This is a genomic window from Mesorhizobium sp. WSM4836, assembly GCF_055811815.1.
The window spans coordinates 102,406-128,235 of the sequence record NZ_JBVVQF010000008.1 but is presented as its reverse complement, the minus strand read 5'-3'; the positions used below and the strand labels follow the sequence as shown (position 1 = coordinate 128,235).

Annotated in this window: 21 protein-coding genes and 1 pseudogene; 10 read left to right on the top strand and 12 right to left on the bottom strand. The window is 59.7% G+C overall.

The genetic code is table 11. The features are described 5' to 3' along the window. Positions 1 to 323 precede the first annotated feature (323 nt). The 3 genes from AC0L2P_RS12415 to AC0L2P_RS12405 form a co-directional block, all read right to left on the bottom strand. Entirely contained in the window at positions 324 to 1,769 is a 1,446-nt protein-coding gene (locus AC0L2P_RS12415; RefSeq protein WP_473501504.1) for an undecaprenyl-phosphate glucose phosphotransferase, read from the bottom strand. Positions 1,770 to 2,203: 434 nt separating this feature from the next. Beyond that, positions 2,204 to 3,364 (bottom strand): glycosyltransferase, encoded by a 1,161-nt coding sequence (locus tag AC0L2P_RS12410; protein WP_473501503.1) that lies wholly within the window; start codon positions 3,362 to 3,364, stop codon positions 2,204 to 2,206. Between the two features lie 34 nt (positions 3,365 to 3,398). After that, positions 3,399 to 5,051, bottom strand: a complete 1,653-nt coding sequence (locus tag AC0L2P_RS12405; protein ID WP_473501502.1) for a GMC family oxidoreductase — start codon at positions 5,049 to 5,051, stop codon at positions 3,399 to 3,401. A 343-nt stretch (positions 5,052 to 5,394) separates the two neighbouring features. On the opposite strand from AC0L2P_RS12405, the gene AC0L2P_RS12400 reads away from it, so the two are divergent. Next, entirely contained in the window at positions 5,395 to 6,486 is a 1,092-nt protein-coding gene (locus tag AC0L2P_RS12400) for a hypothetical protein (protein ID WP_473501500.1), read from the top strand. A 31-nt stretch (positions 6,487 to 6,517) separates the two neighbouring features. Here the strand turns inward: AC0L2P_RS12400 and AC0L2P_RS12395 are convergent, their stop codons facing one another. From AC0L2P_RS12395 to AC0L2P_RS12360, 8 genes are all read right to left on the bottom strand, one after another. Continuing rightward, positions 6,518 to 6,922 (bottom strand): recombinase family protein, encoded by a 405-nt coding sequence (locus tag AC0L2P_RS12395; RefSeq protein WP_473501499.1) that lies wholly within the window; start codon positions 6,920 to 6,922, stop codon positions 6,518 to 6,520. Positions 6,923 to 7,028: 106 nt separating this feature from the next. After that, entirely contained in the window at positions 7,029 to 8,105 is a 1,077-nt protein-coding gene (locus tag AC0L2P_RS12390) for a glycosyltransferase family 4 protein (protein WP_473501498.1), read from the bottom strand. Further along, on the bottom strand, positions 8,106 to 9,305 hold the full coding sequence (locus tag AC0L2P_RS12385) for a glycosyltransferase family 4 protein (protein ID WP_473501497.1): 1,200 nt from the start codon (positions 9,303 to 9,305) through the stop codon (positions 8,106 to 8,108). 23 nt (positions 9,306 to 9,328) lie between these two features. Further along, positions 9,329 to 10,627, bottom strand: a complete 1,299-nt coding sequence (locus AC0L2P_RS12380; protein ID WP_473501495.1) for a polysaccharide biosynthesis/export family protein — start codon at positions 10,625 to 10,627, stop codon at positions 9,329 to 9,331. Positions 10,628 to 10,902: 275 nt separating this feature from the next. Further along, positions 10,903 to 12,243: a hypothetical protein gene (locus AC0L2P_RS12375; RefSeq protein ID WP_473501494.1), complete on the bottom strand. Its 1,341-nt coding sequence runs from the start codon at positions 12,241 to 12,243 to the stop codon at positions 10,903 to 10,905. Next, positions 12,240 to 13,964: a GumC family protein gene (locus AC0L2P_RS12370; protein WP_473501493.1), complete on the bottom strand. Its 1,725-nt coding sequence runs from the start codon at positions 13,962 to 13,964 to the stop codon at positions 12,240 to 12,242. The genes AC0L2P_RS12375 and AC0L2P_RS12370 overlap by 4 nt, the downstream gene beginning before the upstream one ends. Before the next feature lie 10 nt (positions 13,965 to 13,974). Further along, positions 13,975 to 15,294, bottom strand: coding sequence for an oligosaccharide flippase family protein (locus tag AC0L2P_RS12365; RefSeq protein WP_473501492.1), 1,320 nt, complete (start codon positions 15,292 to 15,294; stop codon positions 13,975 to 13,977). A gap of 162 nt (positions 15,295 to 15,456) precedes the next feature. Next, positions 15,457 to 16,245 (bottom strand): WecB/TagA/CpsF family glycosyltransferase, encoded by a 789-nt coding sequence (locus AC0L2P_RS12360; RefSeq protein ID WP_473501491.1) that lies wholly within the window; start codon positions 16,243 to 16,245, stop codon positions 15,457 to 15,459. Positions 16,246 to 16,447: 202 nt separating this feature from the next. Here AC0L2P_RS12360 and AC0L2P_RS12355 point away from each other — a divergent pair. Beyond that, a pseudogene (locus AC0L2P_RS12355) lies at positions 16,448 to 16,895 on the top strand (helix-turn-helix domain-containing protein); the annotation flags it as partial. Positions 16,896 to 17,032: 137 nt separating this feature from the next. Here the strand turns inward: AC0L2P_RS12355 and AC0L2P_RS12350 are convergent. Next, positions 17,033 to 17,263: an integrase core domain-containing protein gene (locus AC0L2P_RS12350; RefSeq protein WP_473501490.1), complete on the bottom strand. Its 231-nt coding sequence runs from the start codon at positions 17,261 to 17,263 to the stop codon at positions 17,033 to 17,035. A gap of 162 nt (positions 17,264 to 17,425) precedes the next feature. Between AC0L2P_RS12350 and AC0L2P_RS12345 the strand changes: the two genes are divergently transcribed. The 8 genes from AC0L2P_RS12345 (at position 17,426) to AC0L2P_RS12310 (ending at position 25,798) form a co-directional block, all read left to right on the top strand. Further along, complete coding sequence (locus tag AC0L2P_RS12345) at positions 17,426 to 18,079, top strand: SIS domain-containing protein (protein WP_473501489.1); 654 nt, start codon at positions 17,426 to 17,428, stop codon at positions 18,077 to 18,079. Continuing rightward, positions 18,076 to 19,344, top strand: a complete 1,269-nt coding sequence (locus AC0L2P_RS12340; RefSeq protein WP_473501488.1) for an HAD-IIIA family hydrolase — start codon at positions 18,076 to 18,078, stop codon at positions 19,342 to 19,344. The genes AC0L2P_RS12345 and AC0L2P_RS12340 overlap by 4 nt, the downstream gene beginning before the upstream one ends. Next, positions 19,337 to 20,392, top strand: a complete 1,056-nt coding sequence (locus AC0L2P_RS12335) for an NAD-dependent epimerase/dehydratase family protein (protein ID WP_473501487.1) — start codon at positions 19,337 to 19,339, stop codon at positions 20,390 to 20,392. Before AC0L2P_RS12340 ends, AC0L2P_RS12335 begins: the two co-directional genes overlap by 8 nt. Continuing rightward, positions 20,349 to 21,500: a GHMP family kinase ATP-binding protein gene (locus AC0L2P_RS12330; RefSeq protein ID WP_473501485.1), complete on the top strand. Its 1,152-nt coding sequence runs from the start codon at positions 20,349 to 20,351 to the stop codon at positions 21,498 to 21,500. Before AC0L2P_RS12335 ends, AC0L2P_RS12330 begins: the two co-directional genes overlap by 44 nt. A gap of 111 nt (positions 21,501 to 21,611) precedes the next feature. Beyond that, a complete protein-coding gene (rfbC, locus tag AC0L2P_RS12325) occupies positions 21,612 to 22,145 on the top strand; it encodes a dTDP-4-dehydrorhamnose 3,5-epimerase (RefSeq protein WP_473501484.1) in 534 nt (177 codons plus the stop codon). Between the two features lie 43 nt (positions 22,146 to 22,188). After that, positions 22,189 to 23,526: an NAD(P)H-dependent oxidoreductase gene (locus AC0L2P_RS12320; RefSeq protein WP_473501483.1), complete on the top strand. Its 1,338-nt coding sequence runs from the start codon at positions 22,189 to 22,191 to the stop codon at positions 23,524 to 23,526. Positions 23,527 to 23,571: 45 nt separating this feature from the next. Then, entirely contained in the window at positions 23,572 to 24,360 is a 789-nt protein-coding gene (locus AC0L2P_RS12315; RefSeq protein ID WP_473501481.1) for a phosphatase PAP2 family protein, read from the top strand. A 739-nt stretch (positions 24,361 to 25,099) separates the two neighbouring features. Next, entirely contained in the window at positions 25,100 to 25,798 is a 699-nt protein-coding gene (locus tag AC0L2P_RS12310) for an FkbM family methyltransferase (RefSeq protein ID WP_473501479.1), read from the top strand. Positions 25,799 to 25,830: the final 32 nt, after the last annotated feature.

Genomic DNA, 25,830 nt, shown 5'->3' with positions numbered 1-25,830 from the left:
ACTTGCCAACGCGTTGCCGTGCGGGCACTTTTGCTTGAAGTCGCAGGTTATGCATTGAGCGGTCGCTGTTTTTCGCACTGACCATCGCTTGCATTCAGTTGTTCTGTAACAGCGCCTTTTGTAGTAGAGCCGCACCTCTCATGGTGTCGAGCCTCACCCAAAGTCGTATTCAATTGATAACGTCGAACAAGAGGTTCGCTTTTTCCGAGTGAGGTGTCGCTTGGCAGTTACTCGACGGGTCGTCGGCCAGCCGCCACTGCTTGCAAATCAATCACTTGCCACACAAAATCGCCTCCCAGCGGTCTCGAATCGGCAAAGTTGGGCTAGACGGCGTTTCGCCCCGTCAAGATGCGGGGGATGGTCAGAAGCAGGATCTTTAGGTCGAGCCAGACCGACCAGTTGTTGACGTACCACATATCGTGTTCGACACGCTTGATCATCATGTAGACATCAGGCGTCGCGCCGCGCCAGCCATTTATTTGTGCCCAGCCGGTGAGCCCCGGCTTCACCTTGTGCCGAGCCGGATAGAGAGAGATGATCTGGCTGTATTCGCTGTCATGCGCGAGCGCGTGCGGCCGTGGGCCTACCAACGACATGTCGCCCTTCAGCACGTTCCATAGCTGTGGAATCTCGTCGATACTGAACCTTCTCAATATGCGCCCAACGCGGGTGACGCGGGGATCGCCCCTGCAGGCTTGAGGGACAACGGGCCCGTCCTCCAGGATCGTCATCGTTCGGAACTTATAGATCTTGAACGTGCGGCCATTGAACCCGGCCCGACGCTGACAGAAGAGCACCGGCGCCCTGGATTCGAGCGCAATCAGGGCCGCTACAACGGCCAAAGGGGGCAGAAGAAATGGGAGGGCGCCAGTGGTCAGCACAAGATCGAAGAGCCGCTTCATCAGGAGCTGAGGCGCCGTCAGGGGCGCGCTTTGCAATTCTATCGCCCTCGTCCCCCCCAGGTTGACGACAGGTCGCTTCAAGAGCGCGCTAACGACGTGGTCCGGAAGGAGCCTTACGGGTACCGCGACCACGCAAAGGTGGGCCGTGATTTTCTCAATCAGGGATATGTCAGCCCAACTGACAGCAAGGACTATCTCGTCGACAGAACGCCGACGCACATGTTCAATGAGCTTATCCATACACTCAAGGAGCGAGCCCTCGCCGGATGCAGCCGGCAATGTAATCGTTTGGCAGACCTGGCATCCGGAAGCCTCGATTGCCTCGACAACACCACTTGGCACGCGCACGTCCGATTGCGTTACGATCACTACTTGCGGTTTGGCAAGCATGTCCGACCTGGTCAAGGAGGCAAACAGCCGTCCGGCGCCCAAGCGCACAAAGATGATGCCGCCAAGTCCCGTCACGAAGAACAGCATGACGGCTTGGCGCGAAAACATGTCTCCCACTTTGAGTGCAAGCGCCACAACCGACAGGCAAAGAAAGACCGCCGTCCAGATCAGCACGACCTCTTTGAACTGAGAGGCCAGCGACCGCGGCTCGGAACTCAGATACAGGCCGCGCGCATATGCGGAAGTCGAAAAAAGGGCGGCTACAACAACACCGAGCCCGAAGTTCCGGCCGTACTCAGCGAAATGTCCGAAACTCACAAGACCATATACCATTCCCGAGACGATGCTGAGCAGCACGACGGACATTGCCTCGATCAGCGGAAACGACTGCAGAAGAACATTGACCTTGAGGGGCACGTTCCACCGCGGTGCGTTTGACGTGGCGCCCGCACGGGGGCCTTCATGAAGAAGTGCCATGACGTTCACCTGCGTTCGAAACCGCATTCATCGACCAACATCGCGACGACCCCCTCCTCTGCTGAAAACCACCGGAGTGCCCAGAGTGACGTGGCACCCGTCGCCTGCGATCATTGCCCCTTCACGCGAAGTTCGATTGCGGTGGCTGCGGTAGCAGGGGGAATGGCCAGAGAATGGCAGCGACACTGCGCGAATCCAATTCGGCATAAGCTCTAACCCCAAAGGGTAGAGCCGGCGGACACACTGACCTTCCTTGCCCGGTTCCGGCGCCTGTTAGCCTTTCGAGTACCTCGAAATGATATGCTCTCGCGTGCAGGCCTGGAGCGGCGGACGCTCCGACGGAAGCGACCGGTTCGAACTGCCGCCCTTTCTCTTTGTTTGGGCACCGCTGAGCGCCGAACCCGAAACCGGGTCTCATTTTCGGGCCTGATCGCCTAGGCGAGCGCCATAGCATCGGCGGCGATCCGTCGCAGCTGGAGCTTGCGAACGTGGAGGCGCGGGAGCGGCTCCATGCCGATCGTGGCTAGGATGTGATCCCAACGGTAGACCCAATCGTGCATCTCCAGGCAACGGATCGTACTTGTCCTGCGCAACAATTCCGTACGGCGGGGGTTTGCGTCGAGTTCGCCAATTACGTCTGCGATATGGCTCGAGTCCGGTGATACCTCGATCACGGCGTCTGGCCAGTCGAAGTGCGCGCCGAATTCGGCGCATTGCGGCGCGGTCCCAAGCATGACGGCGCCCCCCGCGGCCCCTTCGAAAAGACGGGCAGGCAGCACCTGCTCGCCGGCAACCGTGACGGCCTTGGAGTTTGCAAGCGTCGCTGGACTGAAAGCCATGAAATAGCGTGTGCGCCTGATGATATTGGCGAGCAGCAAACGATGCTCATGCCAAGCCCTCACCCGGGAATCTGTGCTTGCGAGCGTGTCGTAGAGATAGAACAGGTCCCGCTCTTCGGCCAGCTTCAGAAGCTGTGCGTGTATCTTCGCGGCTCGGTTGCCGATCGAGTATACGTCGATCACGCGTTTGACCGGCGATAGATACGGCGTTGCAATGAGGCCGTCGACAGCCGTCGCAAGAAAGGAACAGGGCGTGCGGGTGTATTGAGGCAGGCGCGGTATGCACGCGCTGTGCAACAGGAACACGTGATCGAACTGGTCCAGGAGCTTCAGATATCGGCGGTCCTCTTCGAGAGTGCTCGACCAGAGCTCGAACAGATACGCGACAGCAACCTTGCATCGGCGGCGCCAGTCGTGGATCCGAGACAATTCTACAAGGCTTTGCGGACTCCAGGCGACGAAGAAGAAAAGGTCATAATCTTGCGTGAGCCGAACATGTTCAATGCTAGGCGCATTCATTAACCCCAGCCCTTTGCGAAACGCGTTTGTCAGTCTATTGAAGTCACGCTGGACGTTGTGAGGGTCGTGCTTTGGCAAGATGGCGTGAAAGCGTCTCGTCAGGTAGTTGTCGATGCCAGGGGCGATCAGATCGGCGTCCTCGCATTCCGCAACGATGCGGCAAAACTCGTACGCCGACGCAAAGTGAGCCCGGTCCTTCGCATTGAATTCAGAGGCAACCAGTGTACGTCTCTTCAAGGAATTCTCCCGGCACTTGTCATTCGACGTTCAACTATTCGGCCGCCGCAGGCGCATAGTGCTCCAGTGCCGGGACGGGTTGCCGACCCAGGATCATGTCTGCTGCCTTTTCCGCGATCATAAAGACAGCGGCCGAAGTGTTGGCCGAGGGAACGGAGGGCATGATGGAAGCATCAACGACCCGCAGGCCCTGGAGGCCGTGGACCCGCAACTGGTCGTCCACGACAGATTCAACACTAGTGGATGGGCCCATCCGGCACGATCCGCACAAATGATAGGCTGTCAGCCCGGTTTCGCGGGCAAACTGCAGCCGGTCGGCGTCGTCCGTTATTTTCGGGCCGGGAAGCTCTTCCGTGCAGTTGTAGCGCCTGAGCTCGGGGGCCCGAAACAGCTGTTGCACAGTCTTCATGCCGTTGATAACGACCTGTCGGTCCTGATCATCGGCGAGATAGTTGGGCTGGATCAGCGGAGCTTGAGAGGGATCTGCCGAGACCGCCCGAACGTGTCCGATACTCTTCGGCCGCAACTGATAATAGCCAAGCTTGATGACCGGCAACCGCCGCGCGCCGCCGTGATCGGCATAATTGCCCAGGGCAAGGTCAAGCTGGATATCGGGGGTGGAGTGAACATCCCGCGAGTTCGCGAACCCGTAGACGAGCGACGGGCTGACCGCGAGAAAGTTCGGGCGGCCCAGCATCCATTTCGCTGCCTCGCGCAGGAGGGCGAAGCCGTGCCCGCTGACCGTTTCGATGCCCTCCACCCGGGCGATCAGGTGGACTATGTAGTGGTCCTGAACATTTGCACCGACACCGGCCAATTCGTGCACAACCGGAATTCCAAGGCCGGAGAGCATACTCGCAGCACCCACGCCTGACAGCTGCAGCAGCTTTGGTGAGTTCGCCGCGCCAGCGGAGAGGATCACCTCTCGACGGGCCTTCACACAGCTCGTGGGATGACCCCGCCCTCCTCGTCCATATCGAACGCCGATGGCACGCTTTCCCTCGAACAGGACGGCAGTGGCCTGTGCGTTCGTGCGGACGTCCAAGTTCTTCTTTCTGGCGATCGGCCGTAGGAAAGCCCGCGCTGCGCTCACGCGCCATCCGTTCTCGATATAGCGCTGATAGTAGCCGACACCGGCCTGGCTTGCTGCATTGTAGTCGGGATTACGCGGGATGCCGGCATTGACCGCGGCCTCGATGAATGCATCACATAGTGGATGTCGCCAATCGCAATCTGTCACTGGAAGCAGTCCGTCCGTCCCGCGGTAGAAGGGATCGCATGCCCCAAGCCTCCGCTCGGTTCTCTTGAAATAGGACAGCACTTCGGCGTAGCCCCAGCCTCGATTGCCCTGGTGGGCCCACTCGTCGAAGTCCGCAGCCGCACCGCGGTTGTAGTTCATCCCGTTAATTGCGGTCGAACCGCCTAGTGTCTTGCCCTGCGACATCGGAATAGAACGGTTGGCCGTCCCCGGACTAGGCTCCGTGTCGAACTGCCAGGCATATTTCGGATTCGAGGATGTCTTGTAGAGTCCCGCCGGAATGTGGAGAAGGATGCTGCTGTCGGCCGGGCCCGCCTCGAGCAGGCAGACCATATTGGTCCCGTCAGCCGCCAGACGATTGGCCAAGACGCAACCTCCCGCCCCGGCTCCGACGATCACATAGTCAAAGACGTCCGCCTCAACCGACATCGCTTCGCGCTCCGCTTATTACCAGCTTCAGAGAATGGCAGGGAATCTGGCCGATGGCACTTTGCCCATCGGAGTTAAGCCTTATGAAGGGCTTTCGCGGCGGGCAGAATGGAGAGATGGTGTGCGGAGTGCTGTGCGTGCATAAGCCTGCCGCCGATGTGCATTCTTCAGGAACCTGCGCCGCTGGCGCATAGGGAGAAAATGGAGATGCCTGACGACAACCTGACCGAAGAAGCCGACTTGCCGAGAGGTAGGTTTTATCTGCATCGCGTTGGCCACCTCGACGTCTTCAGACAAGCCGAGTCGACGTTTGGCACCCGAACTGGGCGGGCTGGTAGATTTCATGTTGCGCGGCCGGCAGTCTCTTGAACCCCGGCGCCTTAATCGGCGCCGTGTGCTTGCCGGGCTGCTAGCGCTGCCTGCCTCGGGTGCCGTTAGTGCAGCGGTGGCTCTGGCTCAGGGGCGATCGGGCGATAATTGGTTCGGGGGTGCCGTCTCCCTTCCGCGTCCAAGCGGACCCGTGCACACGCGCGCGGATGGGCAGATCATTGAAAATCTTGACATTTACGCCCCCTATGGCAACGGGATCACAGCACTCCATCAGGGCGTCATCGTCCGCAGCTGCCGCATTCGTCATGCCATGGGCAGCGGGATATACGCCCGCGGAGCCGCCGGAATACGCTTGCAGGATCTCGAGATCGATCATGTCGGCGTTCCCCCCTCGGGGACCGGACCAAGCCAGAACCGCAACAACATAGAGCTGGAAAGCTGCCCCGATGCGATCATCATCCGTGTCAAGGCGTCCCGCGGCTCCTCCAACATCTATATCTTCGACTGTCCAGGCACCCAGATGAGCTTCCTCGAACTCCACGACGCGCGCGGGCCGTTCCCCCGTGGACAGAATGTGCAGTTCCACCAATCGCCGGATACGAGCCTGGAAGAATTCTCGGCCGAGAACGGTCCCACCTCCTGGACCGAGGACAACATTTCCGCCTTTCACTCGGACCGCTGTACAATTCGACGTGGACTCGTCTTCTACAACAACAGCCCCACAGGCGTTGGCGTCATGCTGGAGGGGAGCTTCAATTGTCGGGTCGATGACGTCGATGCCGTTCAACAGGGCAACGGCGCCTTCTCGGCTGTTCCCCAGGGTAAGGTCGGCAGTGGCGGTTGCGCGTTCAACCGCTGCCGCACCCGGGACACCTACAATGAGCCACGGGACGGCAGGGACGCCCCGACATCCAACGGCCTGTCGTTCCATACCCGGATATCAGAAGGCGCTGAAAAGCACAGTGTTAGGGACTGCTGCGTCTACGCGCTCGCCAATCCCCGCAACATCATCTGGCAAAGGGCGGCCGTCCATGCCGGTTGGTCCATCGAGCGCAAGCCATTTGATCCCAGACCGGCATTACGGCTCGCCTTCAACTGGCAGTGAGCAGAGAGTGCGCTGGTGCGTCGAATCCGAGTTACCGACGACGACGCCAAAAGAGCAGCAGGTCTGACAGCATTGACCGCGACGGCGACATCCCAAGCGTCCAGAGAGGCGCTGATGCAAGAATCATGCGTCCCGTCGTCGTGCTCGTATCGATAGGTGTGTCGACGATGCGAAGACCGACATCCCTGCTGCCAAGCCTTTCGATGAGCGCCAGCACTTCGCGGGTTGTGCGCGCAAGACGGTACGGCTTCGTGACCGCAATCACGTCTCCTTTCCTGGCACATTCGATCGCCCTCTCCAGCTCCGGCGTCGAGCCGAATATGCTAGTCTTCTCGCAGAAGTAGTTCTCGGCTCCCAAGCGGGCAAGATAAAGCTTTTGCGCCTCCAGTCTGGCAGCGGGTTCGAAGGTGTTGATACGACAGTAGCCGATGATCATCGCATTCCCCAATCGTAAGAAGCTTTCAGAGAGGGTCCAAGGTGCCCGACGAAGCCGCCGAGAATCTGCGAGCCCTGAATGCTGCCGCGGCTCGGCAGTCCATTTGTCATCTCCCATGTCCGTAGAGATCCGCAAGCTCGAGATATTGCTTTGCGACTCCCTGTGCATCGAACCGTCCCACCCACTGGCGGGCACCTGCCGACAAGCGCGACCAAAGGTCATCATCGTCCAGCACCGCCTTTAGTGTTGCGGCCATCACCTCGGGCTGTGGTTCGACAACTGCCCCATTCACGCCATCCGCGAGGAGATCCCGGCTGAGCCTTGAGGTCCCGACGACGGGTGTGCCGCTGGCGATCGCCTCCATCACCGTTGCTGAGGCGACAGGAACCGTATAACGCGTGGGGAAAGCGGCGACGCGAACGCGGCTGTGTAGCTCGCGAACGCGTGCTCCCTCTGCCATGCCGAGAAGGACAACGTGCTCCCTTATCGGTTCAGGAAGAGCATCGACCGCCTCTCGCACCGGGCCTGTGATGTCACCCGTCACGTATAGCGTTACGGATGCATCGTTGAGGGCGCCGAATGCCCGGATCGTCGCCTCCGGCACTTTGTAGGGCGAGGTGCCGGCATGGAGGATTGCCCGCTCGCGGTCTGACATCCCACGAGACGCATATGACTGGCGATCAATGCATTTGGGAATTTTCAGGATTTGGTCGCTTGGCAGCCCAAGATCTCGCACCAGTTCCTCCTGAAGCTCGGTCGTTGAGGCGACGACGTAATGGCAGCGCCGCATGCTGGAGCGTCGAATGGCTCGCCATGCTGGCGCGAGCGCCCCTTTCCGCCTCTCGAGATCGTGAACGATCTGGACGATCGTGCCAGGCAGCGGTAGCGGCATCGCCTCGCTGTGGAGCACAAGGTCCGGCCGGAACCGATCGATGATACCGATCGCCCGCAGCCATGCCGCGACTGAGGCCGGTCCGGCCAACGGCGTGCGGCTCAATCCGATTATCGGCAACTCGAGGCGAGGCGAAAGAAGTCGCTGGAATTTTGCGCGGCTTTCGAAGGTGCCGACCACGATCTGCACTTGGTGGCCCAGTTCGAGCAACGCCTGGGCAAGTGCCACAATGAAGATGCTCACACCATCAGGCGAATCCAAAGGTTCGCGCCGGGTCAAGACAATGCGCATTCAAACCCTCACAAATAGGTGCCTGCGGGCGGCCGCAGCCCGGATAGGGCGCCTGACCAGGGGTTCATAGATGGCCATCAACCGATTGAAGTTTGCTTTGGGCGTGTACTGCTCCTGATAGGCGGCATAGGCCCGGCCTGCCACTTCCTCCAAGGCAGATCGGTTTGAAAGCGCCCAGCGCACCTGATCGGCCAACGCGCCGGCATTGCCGACAGGAACGACAAGGCCGGTGACGTCTGGCTCCACGACCCCTTTGATCCACGGCAGCTCCGAGCAGATGACCGGCAGCCGGCTTGCGAAGGCCTCAATGACGGTCATGGGAAACAATTCATACCCTTTCGACGGAAAGAGCAGGAATGCTGCAGCCTGCATCTCCTTCAGCACCGTCTCGCGTGACTGACGCCCGAGATATTCCACGCGCCCGCCCGCAGATTGCTCGACGAGCGGAGCTAACGGCCCGTCGCCGATAATCCGCAGCGGATAGTCGATCTCCTTCCACGCCTCGAGCAGCGTGGCCACTCCCTTGTGGTGTTCATCCAGTCGTCCGACGAACAGCCCTCCGTTGCGACGAAGGTCACCGAAGGTCGGCGGCCTGGCAACCGCATTCGGCTTGACGACAATACGTTCGGCCGGCAGGCCGCCTTCCACAAGCTTGCGCCTGGCCCAGTCGGTAAGGGCAATGAAGCGGTCGACCTTGCGGGACCAGGTGCCGGCTCTCTTGTGAAACTCGACCATTGCGGCAAGGGCGAGCGTGCCCGCCAGGGAATTCCTGTAGACCTTCTTCGGAACAGTCCACCAGCAGGCGTGGCGCAGACTTCGCTCCCGAAGCCTCTCATCGGGATAAAGCAAGGCGCTGGGACAGAGAATCCTGAAATTGTGCAAGGTCATTACTGATGGCACGCCGGCCTCGCGGCACGCATCCAGGATGGAGGGGCTCAGGAGAGGAAAGAAATTGTGGATATGGACGATATCCGGTGAAAATTCCGCCAATTTTCGGGACAGGGCCCGCCGGGAATGAGGGTTGTAGATAACCCCCAGGGCGGTAGAAATCCTCCGCGCGATGCGCACGATATCGTCATTTGTGGCGGAGAACAGCTCGACGTCGATTCCGTTCTGCTTGAGGCACGCGAGCTCCTCCCGAACCACGCTGTCCTCTCCGGCTCTTATCTGGTAGAAATTATGAACCATTAAGACGCGCATTGCAGTCCCGCCCCGTCCGAATCTCAATTCGGCACCCCGGACGGCCGGGGCGACGACGCGACGGCTCCGGAAAAGTCGGCCTTTGGCAAAACGACCTCCACAACGTCGCCGGGCGCAAGCCCGAGATCTTCGCTGGCGGGGAGCGTCTCGGCGCCCTGCTCTCGCTTCCTATGGACTGAGATCTCGGGCCGACCCGCGGCTGGCAGCAAGGTGGATTGCCCTTGACCCGTAAGCGCCAGCTTCTGCGCAGTACCCTCAAGACGCGCCGATATCTGGGCCAGATTCATATAGGCCTCCTGTAGCTCTCCCAAGGCCGCGATTTGTCGTTCACTGTCGATCTTGTTCAACTGTCTGACATATTCGCCGCGCTGGCGCTCGATGTTCGATGCCTGGACGATCGTGTCGAGCAGTTGGGTTGAGGACATAAGCACCGCTCGACGGGCTTCAGATAGGCGCGTGGTCGGCGCCAGGCCCTTCTGAAACAGCGTCCTGACGCTCTCGTAATCTTCGGTGTCGGCCTGGCTTCCCTCTTCGTCCTTCTTCTTCTTTTCAGACAGGAGGCCCAGCTGCAGGCTGGTGTCCTTCACAGCACGTCGCAGAAGCTCCTTGTCCTTTTCACTGTCTGACAGACGAGCTTCGATATGCGCCGTTGCCGTTTGCTTCAATCGTTCGGCAAGCGCCTCAGGCACCTGCCCGTTCTCGACATATTCGACTTGTTCGCCGAGTTCGGTGCGAAGGCGCCAAATGCGAGCCTGTTCCGTTGCAAATTGCGCCCATAGGGCTTTGTACTCGGAACCGAAATCGGCCGCTTCCATGAGCGGATTGGCGATCCGAACCTGGGTATCGCTGTAGCCACCGGCAACCGCCACAGCCTGTCGGACGGTCGTACCCGGCCGGAAGATGTACTCTCCAGGCTTGGCCACATCACCATAAACATAGATGGGCCGGTATTCGGCAACCGAAACGAAGACCTGGTCGGTCTGGATCAACTGGGTGATTTCACGGCCGTCCGCGGCCCCCCACCGATACTGTTTGCTGGCGAGACTGCCAGCGATTAGTTCCTGCGCTCGTTGAATGGAAAGGCCACTGACTTGAACCGCTCCAACCAGCGCCAAATTCACCTCGCCGTCCACTCCGATCAGCAATCGCTGCCTGAAATCCGGAATACCGGGGACCCATATCTCCAGCGTATCTCCGGGCTGTAGCGTGTAGCCGGCAAGTGCCGCTGTCGGAATCAGAGCGACAGCGCCAGCGAACGAAGCGAGGCGGGTCGAAGCCATGGTCATCGACAGCGCCGACAACACGAATGTCAACAGCTTCATGGGTCACCTAACGGGGTTGCCCCCGTATCTCTACGGGCGACGTAGCACGGGTTTCTCCGGCGCGGGCGAACCTGCGCAATGGACGGCCCTATGCTACCAGAGGAGGCATGGCCGAGGCCGAGGCAAAATGGCTGTTCGCTGGCTCTTTCGAGGCACTCCTCATGGAACCGGCACGGCGGCGCCGCATGAGCAGGCACATCAGTGGACGGCTCTCCTGCTCCAGCTGCGCCAAAATCCTATAACGCGATCCCTTTCTACCGAGACTGATAGCCCGCCTATGTCGGGTGGGCCGCATCCATGTTCGTTCCAATGTATGAACAAGCGCCATGCTGCGTTCGATCCGGTTCAACTGGAGGAAGTTCCACGGCCAAGGCCGGAACGCTGGCGCGAAGCGCAATCAAATAGCCGTATGAGAAAGCAATTCCCACAATCTGTAGAGGGCTCTCCAGGGCCGGATTGACGAACATGGCGAGGAAAATCGTCATGAAGACCGTGGACGCATGATTGCGAACACCGCGTGGCAATCGATTTGGCGGGAAGGCCACCAAAATGGCAGACACGATCAAAATGAAACCAATGATCCCCGTCCGCAATATGGCTTGAAAGAACGAATTGTGAATTCCTGTCGAGAGTATCTCAAGCATTCTGGCATGCGTAATATTATGGGTGTCGGGAAGAAAGGTAATATCCTCGAATCCGGGAAACTCGTATCGCCATCGGACAGATTCCTTCCCAAATCCGATGCCAAACCCGTATGTATCCGCAACGGATACGAGTGTGTCCGAAATGAACGCGAGTCGGATCCCGGAGTTCGGGTCCAGAGCAAAGGTATGAGGTATGAAGTTGAGCCCGAGGGCATAAGCCGAAGTCAGTGCGGTCGCCAAAGCTGCGGCCATCAACCGGCCGGGCACGCCAATTAGAATGACGATCATCGTGACCGCAAGCACCTTGAACTGAGCCAAGGGGCTGGCGAGGGCTATTCCCAAAAGGAGCAAAATGCCGCCGTATCGGCGCCAGTCGTTCGTCAGAAAAATACCGCCTGCAATGAAAAACACGGCAATGACCATGTTGTTGATCAGCGCACCATAAAGAATCACTATCGCGGCTTGCCCAGATGCGCGCGGATATTGCACGTCCTGCTGAAACATCACCGCCGGCGCGACAACGAGAGACAGGAACAGGAAAACGGGTGCACCAAAAAAGGCATTGCCGCTCATCAGCCTGCGGCGGAAATAAGCCTTGGACGCCCATGCGACGGCGAAGAATCCTACAATCGGGACAATTTGCCTTGTGACTGCTTCTTGAAGGAAGTGAACCTGCCAGGAATCCGGCATCAGCCTGTATCTGGACAGCAGGGCAATGAAGAGGCAGAAGGCGGTGTAGACCGCGAGCAGACGAGGCGGCACCGTCTGCCGCAGCAAGGCATAGGCCAGACAGACACCGACCGGGACCACTATGAAGAAAAGGCCAAGCAGGCGCAGGGATATTGCGAGGGCGCAGGCCAGCCAAATGCCGGAGAGAAAGAGGGTGTAGTCGAGCACGTCAGGGGAATGGCTGCAAACGAGGTCGACCGGCTTTGAACCCTTCCTGCGTGACAATGTCGCTGGCGAGGTCATGGCCTGTATTCGCGGTTAGGACTGAAAGCCGCACGGTTCATCCTGGTCAAAATTACTGCCGAGAGTTTCTCTGCAGGGATGATGCGCAGGATTCCCTCGAGGTGATCCGCGAAAGTGCGGCGTGCCTGCAGCACCAGGAGGACCTCGCTGATGACGCCCATGGCCGCTTCCAGATCAGCGGTGTGGTCGGTGCTGTGAAAATCAACCACTATACAACTGTATTCTTGCTGCAGATGCTGGAGTGCAGCGGAGATGGAGAGCGAGGCATTCAACTCGGGGACTGACCCCGTGGGCCTGAGAACCAGAACTTCCAGCCCTTCCTGATCCGCGGGAATGGTGGCAAACGCTCTGGCGAGCTTGCGACCTGGCTCCGCGTTCAGCATTGGCTTGTCCATTGATGGCTTTTGCCAATTGGCATCAACGAGCAGTGTCTTTTGCCCGGTCGCGGCAATGACCCTTGCGAGATGAGCCGCCACCGTGGAGCTTCCGGACTTGGCGAGGGGTGAAGCAACGCCGATTACAAATCCGCCTTGGTGGCCCTGAACTCCGCGCATACGGCTGGCAATCTTGCTCAGCGAGCTGTAAAGCTCGGGAGCGCCCTTTGAGTAGACGCGCTGCAAACACTGCTCGCATGGCCCCACAACATTCCACCTGCGACGGGGAATTCTGCGGATCCCTACAATCCGATCAAGGCCGGTCGACCTGTGCACATCCTCGACCGTTATCAGGCGGTGGTTCATTACTTGCCTGATCAATGCGTGACCAACGCCGGCAACCCCACCGGCCATAACGGAGAGCGCTACCATCAGGACCGTTGGCGGCCAACTGCGTTGGCGAGGCGGTTCCGCGGCCGTGATGACCCTTGCGCTCGGGATCAGCGACGAGGGGCTAAAATCGGAGTGGGTCCGCTGCAGAAGGGTATTGTAAAGCGAGCGATAAACCTCGGCCGCACTCTGCTGCTCGCGGATAAGGACTCTTGCCCTCTCCGCAGATTTAGGGTCCGATGGAAGTTTCGTCGGCGGTTCGGTCACAAACGCCTTTTCCCGAAGTTCAACCAGCCGCTTGTTCAGATCAGATGTTTCTTCCGCGCGAGCCGCCTGCCGGCGTTCGCGTTGATTTCCGATGTAACCGTCGGCGATCGCGTTCGCGAGCATGGCCGAGAACTGAGGATCGGAAGAGGTGACCCCGATCTCGACGGCGGTGGAGGAACCCATCTGAAGAACGGAAAATGCGCGCCTCACAAGGTCCATCGCCTCATGCCTAATATTTGGCTCCGCCGTCGGCAGTTCGGTGCCGAAGAGAGACGCCAATTGGCCCCGCACATAGCTGGAGATCCGGGTGCGCAAGCTGTCATCCGTCACAAACTCTTCGTCTTCCGCTAAGCCAGTGTGGTCAACAACGCGTCCGACGACCTCGTCCGACTGAATGACCTGTATCTGGCTCTCTACATAGACCCGCTCATCCGCCTGAGCTTCGCCCGGTTGCGGAGCGGGCGGAGATGAAAGGAGGATCGTTGCATAGGCGGTGTAGTATCCAGGCGAAAGGACTGTATATGCGCCGCCGACACCAAGGCTCACAACCATCCAGAGGAGGCAAAGGCGCCAACTGCGTCGAACAAATCTCAAGATGTCTTTCGCGGTCAGCTCGTCGCGATCCTTGGGTGGGATCGGCTGGTGAGGCGGCCCGGATGGCTGAACGACAAATTGATCGGTGGCGAACATGCAGACTCTCCTACGACCGGAACTGATCGGCCTCGTGCTCCAACGGCGCGGATTGGCAGGCCGGGGGATATCCTCGCACCCGGCCTGCGTCGCAAGCCGCCGCCGTGCGAAGGACGGCCGCTCCGCCAATCAGAAAGAAGCCGGCTGAAACCACGAGCACGACGACTTCCTTCGCCACCAAGGCGTAAACGATGGCTTGCTCCGGCATGACGAAAGACAAAAAATATGCGGCCACCAGGAATACTAGTAGACCGGATGCGTTAAGAGCGGCCCATTCATTTTCATATCCGTAGCTAAACATGAATATATTTGATGTGAATGTATTTATGTTCATTAGCAATGGTATAATGGCCATTGCGCGCACGATAGGTATCGCCCCTGAAAATTCATCTCCGAAGAGAATCAATATTATATATGGAGCAACAAAGAACATTCCAACACTCATCGCCGTTCCGCCTGCTACGGTGAATAATGATCTCCTTATCAGTCGTATCCCGGCAGCAGGGTCGAAATGAGCGTAGTATGAAACCCTCGGTAGGAATGTATCCATAAGCAACTTGAAAAATATCCGCGCGGCTAATAGGAATTTTTCGGCGACAGAATATTGTCCGGCTGCGACATAACCTTCGAAATGCCCGACAAGGGCGACAGGGAGGGTTACGAGGGCAGTCTCCACGGCTAAGAAGAGGCATCCCCTCCAGCCATTGCGCAGCTGCATTCCAATCGTCGAAAGCGTCACGGACCTGAAGCCGCCGAACCCAATCGGAAGGATGAAAGGTAAGCAGATGACGCCACTGAGGACGGGAACAGCGCTCTGGATGGCAACGGCGAGCGCGACCTGGTCAGGTGATGCGACCATGGCGACGAAACAGACGAGCGCCAGAACGCGAGCAACAACCACCGCGACGGTCGCCTGCCAGGCGCGTTCCAGGCCGACGAAGAGCCAGGCCGGAAAAATAATGCCGCCGGCGGCCGAGAGCATCGCGCACAGGAATGTCGGCCTACTGAGCGCCAGGACGTCGCCGGCCAGCACAAGGCCAACCAGGCATACGGCAACGAACAGCACTGCCTTGGTGGCCATGACCTGAGCGACGAGCGATGCGATCGCCGCCGGCTCGTATCGAAGGGAAGCAACCCTGCGCTGCGCGGTCCAATGAAATCCATAGGCCACGATGGAGGCAGCGAGTTGTCCGATGGCGAGCGCATACGCGTACTGCCCGAAACTCATGGGTCCGAGGACACGCCCGGCATAGGGCAAGATGATCAGCGGCTGCAGGACGTCGGTGACATGCAGGACAGCCAGACTGGCGGCCTGTTTGCTCAGAGTCATGGTAGCCTCCAGTCAGGTGCCTGTCGAGGCAATGCAAACCACACAGTCCAGATATGGCAGCGCCGCCTCCCAGCGGCAGCGCCAAAGAACGGCTGGCCGTGAAGGAGTTGGCGCAGATGGGCAGTACGGCGGTCCAAGTGTGTTCACTGGTTCCGCCTCCCTCTAACCGTCACGAAGTCCGCGCCTGGGAAGCAGTGATGTCTGCAGCAAAGCCAGCATGAACAAGCTGTTCGTCACGAGATACCTGCTCGCCAGGCGGCGGGGATCCTGGAAGAGCCGGTGCAGCCATTCCAGCCCGCTTTTCTGCATCCATTGCGGCGCCCGCTTGAGGTCTCCGGCGTGGAAATCAAAAGCTGCTCCTACCCCCAACATGACCGCATTGACCCGGCCGCGATGCGACTGCATCCAGCTTTCCTGCTTGGGACAGCCGAGCCCCACCCACATGATCCTCGCACCGGACTGATTGATCATTCTGACCACTGCCTCATCCTCCTCGGCCGACAGAGGGCGGAGCGGAGGGGAGTAAGAGCCCACGATTTTTATGCTGGCAAACTCGGTTCGAATGCGCTGTTCGAGACGCTGGAGGGTGCCCGGGCTGCCGCCGTAGAGGAACATTGCCGAGCCCAGTTCCGATGCCCTCCGGCAACAAATCCACATCAGGTCCGGTCCGGCGATGCGCGGCTGATCCGCGTGCCCCTGCCGTCTCAGCATCCAGGCCACCGGCGCTCCATCCGGCGCGACAAGGTCGGCGCTACCCATCGCTTCGGCATGGGCGCGATTGCGGCGGGCGGTGACGACACTGTGGACATTGCACAGGAAAACCGTTCGGCTCTCCCGCCGTAAGGCCCAGTCGAAGACGCAGTTGACTGCCTGCGCCGAGCCCAGGGCGTGCACGGGTACCCCAAGCACTTGCTCGCGCACCACTCCCTGATCGATCGCGAGCTCTGTCATGCCACCCTCGATTGCTGCAATGGTGAGCCATCATCACAGCGTGCGAGCACTTCGAGTTCAATTGCTATTCCGAACGGGACACTGGCGGGCGGCGCTCATCGGAGGTACTTAAAAGGAATATCCTGTCCGAACCGGAGAGATAGGTGACAGAATGGACCGGTTGCATGGTTGACAGTTTTCTTGTCCGCCGGGAGGACCGGCGATGGTTTGGCAAGACACTGGCATCATGGACGAGCGGCTTCGGTTGGTTGTGGATTGCCTGGCGGGCGAGGAGACGATGAGCGGGCTTTGTGCGGCCTACGGCATATCGCGCAAGACCGGCTACAAATGGCTTCGTCGCTATCGTGCGCTCGGCCCAGAAGGTTCGCATGATCTGCCCCGCGGGCGCCGCTCAATCATGGCCGGGCGACGGCTTTGGATCTGGTGGAACAGATCGTTGCGGCCAAGGAGACGCATCCGCTGTGGGACCGAAGGAGATCGTAGCACGGCTGAAGCGCATCGCTCCCGAGTTGGCCTGGCCATCGGCCTCGACGGCTCGGGCGATCCTTGCGCGGCATGGCCTTGTCAGCGTCCGCAAGCGGGCACGGCTGCGGGCCTATGGCAACGGACCGTGGCCGGAAGCCGAGGCGCCGAACACAGCGTGGACGGGCCACTTGGCATCAACAATACCAGGCGCATGAAGCTGGGTTCGCCGCAGCGCCGCGCCAACCCGACCGCTTGGCGCTGCGACCGCATCATAGGGGGAAACTGTTACCTATTGAAGTGCACCCCTCGGGTGAGACAGAGATCAGTAACAGTTCTCCGCTTCTGAGATTGCCGCACGGGCTTCCCGCCGCAATATATCCGGCGATGGATAATCGATCGCGGAATGTAGGCGCTGCTTGTTATACACGGCGTCGATGAATTCGCCGATCCTGTTCCTTGCATCGCCGATGTCGCGATAGGCGAGGCCGTCGGCTTCCTCTTCCTTCAACGTTCGCATGACGCGCTCGGCCTTGGCATTGTTGTCGGGCGACACCCACCTGCCGACCTGTCGGCCGCAACGGAGAGAACAAGGGATATTCCTTTTAAGTACTTCCGATGAGCGCCGCCCCGCCAGCTTCCCGTTCGAAATAGCAATTGAACTCGAAGTGCTCGCACGCTGTGATGATCGCTCACCAATGCAGCAATCGAGGGTGGCATGACAGAGCTCGCGATCGATCAGGGAGTGGTGGCATGTCGCAAATGTTCGCGGGATGATGCCCTCTGGTTGCAGCCTAAACAATTTACGCAGGATTATCTGGCATCGCTTTGCATCGCATTGGCGCAGATCGATACGGACGCCGTGCAGGAGGCGATACAGTTGCTGCGCGCCGTACGCGATGCGGGCGGCACAGTCTTCGTCGCGGGCAATGGCGGCAGCGCAGCGACCGCCTCCCACTGGGTCAATGACCTCGGTAAGGCCACGAAACGCTCGGGAAGGCAGCCAATCCGGGTCATAGGCCTGACAGACAACGTCTCCTGGATGACGGCGCTCGGCAATGACGAAGGCTACGAGCGTATCTTTGCCGGCCAGATGGAGAACTTCGCCAAGCCGGGTGACGTGCTCATAGTGATTTCAGCCAGTGGGAACTCGCTTAATCTCGTGCGGGCAGTCGAACTCGCTCGCGAAAGGAAGGTCGCCACCATCGGCATTGTGGGTTTTGACGGCGGCACACTTAAAGAGCTCGTCGATCAGCCAATATGGGTGCGGTCCGAAAAAGGCACCTACGAACTCGTCGAGGACGTCCATGCTGCGATCTGTCATGCCATCACGCGATACCTCATCGCCGACCGACCGGAGCGCGGTCAATGAATATTGTCCTGCCGAGCTCTCCCTGCCTGCAAAAGGCAGATGTCGAAGGCCGCGCCTACAGCCGGCCGCGGCAGGCGGTCATCCTGGCCGGCGGGCGTGGCACGCGCATGCGGCCGATCACACTCGATCGCCCGAAACCAATGGTGCCGGTGCTCGGCCGCCCTTTTTTGGAATACCAGATCGAACAGCTGCGGCAGGAGGGGTTCGAAAGGGTACTTCTTCTACTCGGGTATTTGCCCCATGTGGTGATGGACCATTTCGGCGACGGCAGCAGGTTCGGACTCAGTATCGAATATGCCGTCACCCGTCCCGACGACCTCACCAGCAGTCGGGTATCCAATGCCCGTCACCTCATAGATCCGTGCTTCCTGCTGCTGTATTGCGACAATTACTGGCCGATGCGCATGGAGCGGCTGTGGCAACGCTTCTGTGCGGCCGGCAAGCCAGGAATGATCACGATCTACAGCAACAAGGACGGCTATTCACGCGGCAGCGTGATCCTTGATGCGAACGACAACGTGACCGTCTTCGACCGGCTCCGCACCACGCCCGGGGTGCAGGGAGTAGAGATCAGCTATGCCATACTGACCGATCTCGCTCTCGAACTCCTGCCCGACGAGGACACCCTCTTCGAGGAGGCCATCTACACGCCGCTCGCGACGCAGCGTCGCCTCGCCGGCTTCTTGAGCGATCACCGCTATTACAGCGTGGGCTCGATCGAGCGTCTACCCGCGACGGAGCGCTTCATGAGCCGCGAAAAAACCATGCTCGTAGACAGGGACGGCGTACTCAACTGCAGACCGCCACGGGCTCAATATGTGTGTTCATGGGACCAGTGGGAGTGGGTTCCGGGTGCAAAGCAGGCGTTGGCCCTTCTGAACGAGGCCGCCTACCGCATAATCATCATCTCCAACCAGGCAGGGATAGCGCGCGGAGCGATGACCGCCGCTGATCTCGAGGCGCTTCACCAGCGCATGTGCGCCGAGTGCGAAGCCGTCGGCGGCAAGATCGCGGAGATCTACCACTGCCCACACGGCTGGGACGACGGCTGCGACTGCCGCAAGCCCAAACCCGGTATGCTGTATCAGGCACAGCGCGACTTTGATCTCGACCTCACACGCACACTCTTTGTCGGCGACGATGATCGTGACCGTGAAGCGGCCGAAGCCGCGGACTGCCTATACGCGCAAGTAAGCGAGCAATGCTCGCTTCTGGACCTCACCCGTCAACTCCTTTCGAAAGCGGAGCGGGGCAGACATGAATGAACCAACACGCGTTCTCGTCACCGGACACAATGGATATCTCGGTTCTGTCATGGTGCCCGTGTTGCAGGCGGCGGGCTATGAGGTGGTGGGGTTGGACATGGGATATTTTCGTGCGTGCACCCTGGGAGCCGACAATGCCAGTGTGCCCGAGATCACAAAGGATCTGCGCGCGATCGAACTCCCGGATCTGCAGGGCTTTGACGCGGTGATCCATCTGGCGGCACTCTCGAACGACCCGATCGGAAATCTCAACGCGGATTGGACGAGGCAGATCAATGCGGAAGGGACAGTTCGTCTGGCCACGATGGCCAAGGCGGCCGGCATTAGGCGGTTCCTATTTTCGTCCTCTTGCATCATGTATGGCATGTCGGAAGCCGCCGTCGTCGACGAGACCGCCCCGCTGGCGCCGCAAACAGAATACGCAAGATCGAAGGTTGTTGCCGAAGAAGCGCTGCGCGCGCTGGCGGACGACGGGTTCTCGCCCGTCTATTGCCGCAACGGCACCGTCTATGGTCTGTCGCCGCGAATGCGCTTCGACACCGTGCTGAACAATTTCATGGGCAGCGCCTTCACCACTGGACGCGTCGAAGTCCATAGCGATGGCACGCCATGGCGGCCCGTGGTTCATGTCCAGGATGTCGCGCGCTATTTCAAATTGATGCTGGAAGCGCCGCTACAGGACATCCACAATGAGGCGTTCAACATGGGTGTTGAAAGCCTCAATCTTCAGGTGCGCGAGATAGCGGAGATCGCCGTTGAGGCCGTCCCCGGCGCGCAGCTCACGATGACACCGAAGCCGGGCGCGGATCAAAGGACCTACAAGGCGGACTTCAGCAAGTTCTCACGGACTTTCCCGGATTTCGAGTTTCAGTGGACGGCGCGAATGGGAGCGCAGGACCTTTACGAGGCGTTCCGCTCGATCGCACTTGGATTTGAAGACTTTACCGACAAGCGCTTCACGCGGCTGCGCTGGCTCGATCATTTGCTCAAGGCGGGGATGCTCGATGATCGGCTGCGCTGGCGAACCGCGCAGCCGCGTGTTGCCTAATTTTCATTCCGTCGATTTTCGAGGGCAAAATATGGAACAGCTAGACGGGACCAAAGTCGCGGAGCGCCGCTCAGGACTGGACCTTCCGACCATCATAGATCGCGCTGCACAGCGTTTACCGTCTCTCGTCCTGACGCGCACTCCTTTGCGCGTCAGTTTTGCTGGCGGCGGTACGGATCTGCCCGATTTCTACAATCTCGATTGCGGCGCGGTCTTCAGCGCGGCAGTGGACAAGTACATATATGTCACCGTCAAGCGTCACAGCGTGATCTTTAATGAACCCATCCGCTTGAACTATTCACAGACGGAGCAGGTAAACACCATAGGTGAGATCAAGAACAACATCGCTCGCGAATGCCTGCGTTTCCTGGAGATCGAACCGCCGATTTACATCTCAACGGTCGGAGACATGCCGGCCTCGACGGGCATGGGGGGGTCCAGCTCGTTCACGGTGGGACTGCTCAACGCCCTGCATGCATTCCGGGGAGAACGTGTCACCCCTGGCCAATTGGCCGAAGAGGCATGTCACGTCGAGATGGACATCCTCAAGGAGCCGATTGGCAAGCAGGACCAGTATGCGGCCGCGTTCGGGGGCATGAACCTGTTCCGCTTCCAGCCGGGCGGCGCGGTAACGGTCGAGCCGCAACGGGTGCGCAATGGCGCCGTCGAACATCTCTTCAGCAACCTGATGATGTTCTGGACATCGCATCAGCGACCCGCCAGTTCCGTGCTGGCAGAGCAGAAGGCGAAAACGTCAAGCAATCTCGATACGCTCAGGCGGATGCGGGACGATGCCTTCATGCTTCAGGAGATCTTTTCGGAGCCCGTTATCGACATAGAACGCTTCGGTGCCGCCCTTCACGCAGGGTGGGAGATGAAGCGGAGTTTGGCGTCCCGCGTGAGCAACGCGGAGATCAATGGCCACTACGACCTCGCCAGGGACGCAGGTGCGGAAGGCGGCAAGCTGTGTGGCGCCGGCGGCGGCGGATTCCTTATGTTCGCGGTCAAGCCGGAACGCCGGGAAAGTGTACGGCGCGCACTCTCACACCTAGCCTATGTGCCCATCGGCTATGAAGTCCACGGCTCGCGCCTCTTGCATCCGGCGTAAGTCTGATGCCGTCCTTCGATCGCACAAGAGGACCGCCGGCGCGAGCCGCCCTGAGGAGAGATCGTCGGAGATGCAACCCGACGTGACACTCATTTGACCAATGGATCTACGATGCTTTTCACAAAGACCGATATTCCCGGCGCCACCCTGGTGGAACTGCAGAAATTCGAAGACGAGCGGGGCTCTTTCGCACGCGGCTGGTGTTCGCGGGAGTTTGCCGAGCAGGGGCTTCCGGATCGTGTCGTGCAGATGAATATTTCATACAACAGGCACAAGCACACACTGCGCGGCTTCCATTACCAGCTGGCTCCCCATGGCGAGGACAAGATGCTTCGCTGCATCCGGGGCAGCCTGTACGACGTGCTGATCGACCTGCGGCCGCAATCGCCCACCTATAGGCAGCACCTCACTGTGGAGCTTTCCGCGGCGAACCAACGGATGCTGGTGATACCGGAGGGCTGCGCGAACGCCTTTCTCACCATGGAGGACGACTCCGAGGCGACATATCTCGTCTCCGAATTCTACACACCGGCAGCCGAGCGCGGTGTTCGCTGGAACGATCCTGCCTTCGCCGTGAAGTGGCCGGTGGATGCGCCGGCGCAGATTTCTGACAAGGACCGAAGCTGGCCGGATTATGACCGCTGACCTTTCGCCGTCCCGACCTGGGAGCAGCACAGGGGAAACGCAAATGTTCATCGTCGACAGGGAATTGGAGAGGCTCCAGGCTGAGGGGCGTCCAATTCGCGTGGGTATGGTGGGGGCCGGCTTCATGGCCCAAGGCATCGCGCTGCAGATGCTGCGATATGTCCCAGGCATGGAGCTCGTGGCAATTTCCAACAGGCACGTGGAAAAGGCGCGAGATGCCTATGCCGCCGCAGGCGAAGACGATGTGACGGAGGCTACCAGCACCAAAGCGCTTGAGGATCTCGTGGCGCGAGGTCGCCGTGCTTTCACGGCGGACCCGATGCACATTTGCGAGGCCGACGGCATCGACATCATCATCGAGGCGACAGGCGCGATCGAGTTCGCTGCCCACGTCACAATGCGTGCGATCCGGCACGGCAAGCACGTCGCCCTGATGAATGCCGAACTCGACGGCACGATCGGGCCGATCCTGAAAGTGTATGCCGACCGGGCAGGAGTGGTCCTCACTAATGTGGAGGGGGATCAGCCCGGTGTTATGATGAACCTCTACCGTTGGGTCAGGGGCCTGGGCATACGTCCGGTGCTTTGCGGGAACATCAAGGGCCTGCACGATCCCTACCGAAATCCGACGACGCAGGAGGGTTTTGCCAAAAAGTGGGGGATGAAGGCCCCAATGGTTACCTCCTTCGCGGACGGCACGAAGATCTCGTTCGAGAACGCCATCGTAGCCAACGCCACAGGCATGCGGGTGGCGAAGCGCGGCATGTACGGGCCTGTGGTCGAGCCTGGTACCCCGATCCAGGGGGCGGTCGGCTGGTATCCGCTCAATCAGTTCCTCGAGGGGCCGGGGATAGTCGATTATTGTGTCGGAGCCATGCCCAACCCCGGCATCTTCGTTCTTGGCACCACAGAGGATGCTGTAGAGAAGCACTATCTCTCACTCTACAAGATGGGCCCCGGACCGCTCTACTGTTTCTATTGGCCCTATCATCTGTGTCATTTCGAGGTGCCCTCCACGGTGGCGAGGGCCGCAATATTCCGCGATGCCGCGATTGCGCCCCTGGGCGCGCCGACCGTTGATGTGGTGGCCGCCGCCAAGCGGGACCTTAGTGCCGGAGAGATCCTCGATGGCCTTGGACATTACATGACCTACGGGCTCTGCGAAAACGCGCCGACGGTGCACGCAGAGCGGCTTGTGCCGATCGGGCTCGCCGAGGGAAGCCGGCTGCTGCGCGACGTGAGGCGGGACGAGGTGCTCGGGTATGACGACATCGAGCCTCCGGTCGGGCGGCTTTGCGACGCACTGCGCCGGGAGCAGGATCTTGCCTTCTTCGGCCGCTCTGTAGCCTCCCTGCGCTACGAGGTTTCTGCGACCGCCTAGTTAGCGGGACTCCGGTTGTTCCGCCGACCGAACCCGAGAGTTGAGATGGCCCAACCGATGGCGCGAACGTTATCCGATTTCCATTGCCTGACGCATGCCGCCGCGCTTTGCCTCCTCTTTGTGGGGGCGACTTTCCTGGCCCTTAACCCGGATTGGATCGACAGGCCCCTCGCAAAGGCCGTCAACACCGTAGCGAGCAATCAGCCCTTCGCCAGCCGGCTCGCTTTCGGTGCCGTCCACCCGACAACCGAGGGCGCCATAGCTGTGTCCTTGCTTTGGTATTGCTGGTTCGCCCATGACGGGCCGGAATCGAGGGCAAGGCTGGTGAGCGGCGTCTGCGCAGCTGTCCTGGCGGCGCTCATCGCGCATTTCCTGCAGAGCACTCTGCCGACGCCGCCAAAGCCGATTTTTGACTCCGCACTTGGGCTTCATATCCCGGACGTTCTGGGCGACGCTGCCGTTCTGCGCTCAGCGCCCTCCGCCGGCACCCCCGGGTTCCCCAGCGAGCGAGCGGTTCTGTTCGCGGGTCTAGCGATCGCCATTCTTCTCGTTCGCTTCGAACTCGGACTCCTCGCCCTGGCCTGCACCTTGGTGGTAGAGCTTGCGCGAGTCTACTTGGGGCTGCATTATCCGACCAATGCTCTGGGTAGCCTCGCCTTGGCCGCGACCCTGGTATCGCTAGCACAAACGCACCCAAGCCTTGAACTCGGCGCCCTGGTTCTCCGGTGGGAGCGCGGCGCCACACCAAGCTTCTATCTGTGCAGCTTTCTGGCCTCATACCTTGTTGTTGCGTTCCAGGACTTGCGCGAACTTGCCAAAGGGCTTCTTCAGTAGGAACTGGTGTGAAGCCGGCCAGCGACACGACGACCTCGAATTTATCGTGCGTGCATCGCCGGGCTGAAGCGTCATCTTGGCCAGACAACAACAATCAAAGGTGTTCGCAACAGCGGCGGATTACCTCAATGAAGCGGATCAAGCATCCGGCAAGCCGGATAAGGCCCCTCTACGGCTTTCACTGGCACTACCACCTCTGCCATTTTGAGGTATCCAACACATTGCGCGCGCCGCGGTGTTCAACAAGGCCGATCTCTCTGCTCGGCGAACCCACGGTCAATTTCGTTGCAAGCGCCAAGCCGATTCGAACTGCCCGCCCTTCCTGCGTTCAGCTCCGCAACGAACAGGATCGCCACTTCCTTGGCTCCGCAGCCGCCGGCACGGCCCACGGACGAGGGCATCGGCGGAAGGACTCGTGAGCCGGCGCTCGCAGCGGGGCGGCTACTTCCTATGCGGTAGGGCGAAGACATTGGCCGAGCCCAAGGCGACGCTCCCGCAGCATCTGTTAGAACGCCGAGCGACGGGATTACCTCCTTTTGTTGGAGCGCCTGCCACAATGACACTCTGGTCGCGGGTGGGGATCGATGTAAAACTCACAGGGCGATAGCCGCTCCGTGTTAGGCCAGACTGAACGCATCTGGCGCTGCTGTCTATTTTGGACACAGTGAGGACGACGGACAAAGTGACGACGGCGCAGTCAAGCGGAACAGCTACTAGGAATAAGCCAAAGGCACTATTGATGTACAATCCAGATCGGCTCCGGTATTGTAAGCGAGTTGTAAGAGCGGCCTTAGGATACGATCATTTTCTCCGGCCCGAATGCTCTATTCCTACACAAAAACTCGGCTCCGCATATGGAGGTTGGGTGGTTGCGGTCGAGCCTCTTCTAGGTGCCCCCTCCCCTATTGTTCTCTCCTTTGGCTTAGGGGACGACATTTCATTTGATCTGGAAATCAGCAAAGCATTCGGTGCAAAGGTCTTTGGGTTTGATCCGACTCCGGCCAGTCTTGACTGGATTGCCGCTCAGGAATTACCCCCCACTGTGCGGATCTACCCCTTGGGAATATCTAATTTCGACGGGGAGCAAACGTTTGCTGTGTCCGAAGATGATACACGCAGCAATTTTTCCACGAAGTTGGTTACAGGCAAGAGCATTGTCTGCAACGTGAGCCGTTACTCTACTATCCTGGATATGCTCGGACTGGCAACTATCGATGTGCTGAAACTCGACATTGAGGGGGCAGAGCACGACGTCCTTCCAGAGGTGCTTGGATCTGATGTCTTACCGAGACAGATTCTCGTCGAGTTTCACCACTGGTGGCATCGCACTCCGGTGGAGCAAACCTACCGAACAGTGGAAGCGATAAAGGGCCAGGGTTACACCCTGTTCCATGTTTCTCCTGCGGGCCACGAATTGTCATTTTTGCTGACGCGATAACAAGCCTTACGAGAACTTTCGACAAGCCGCCG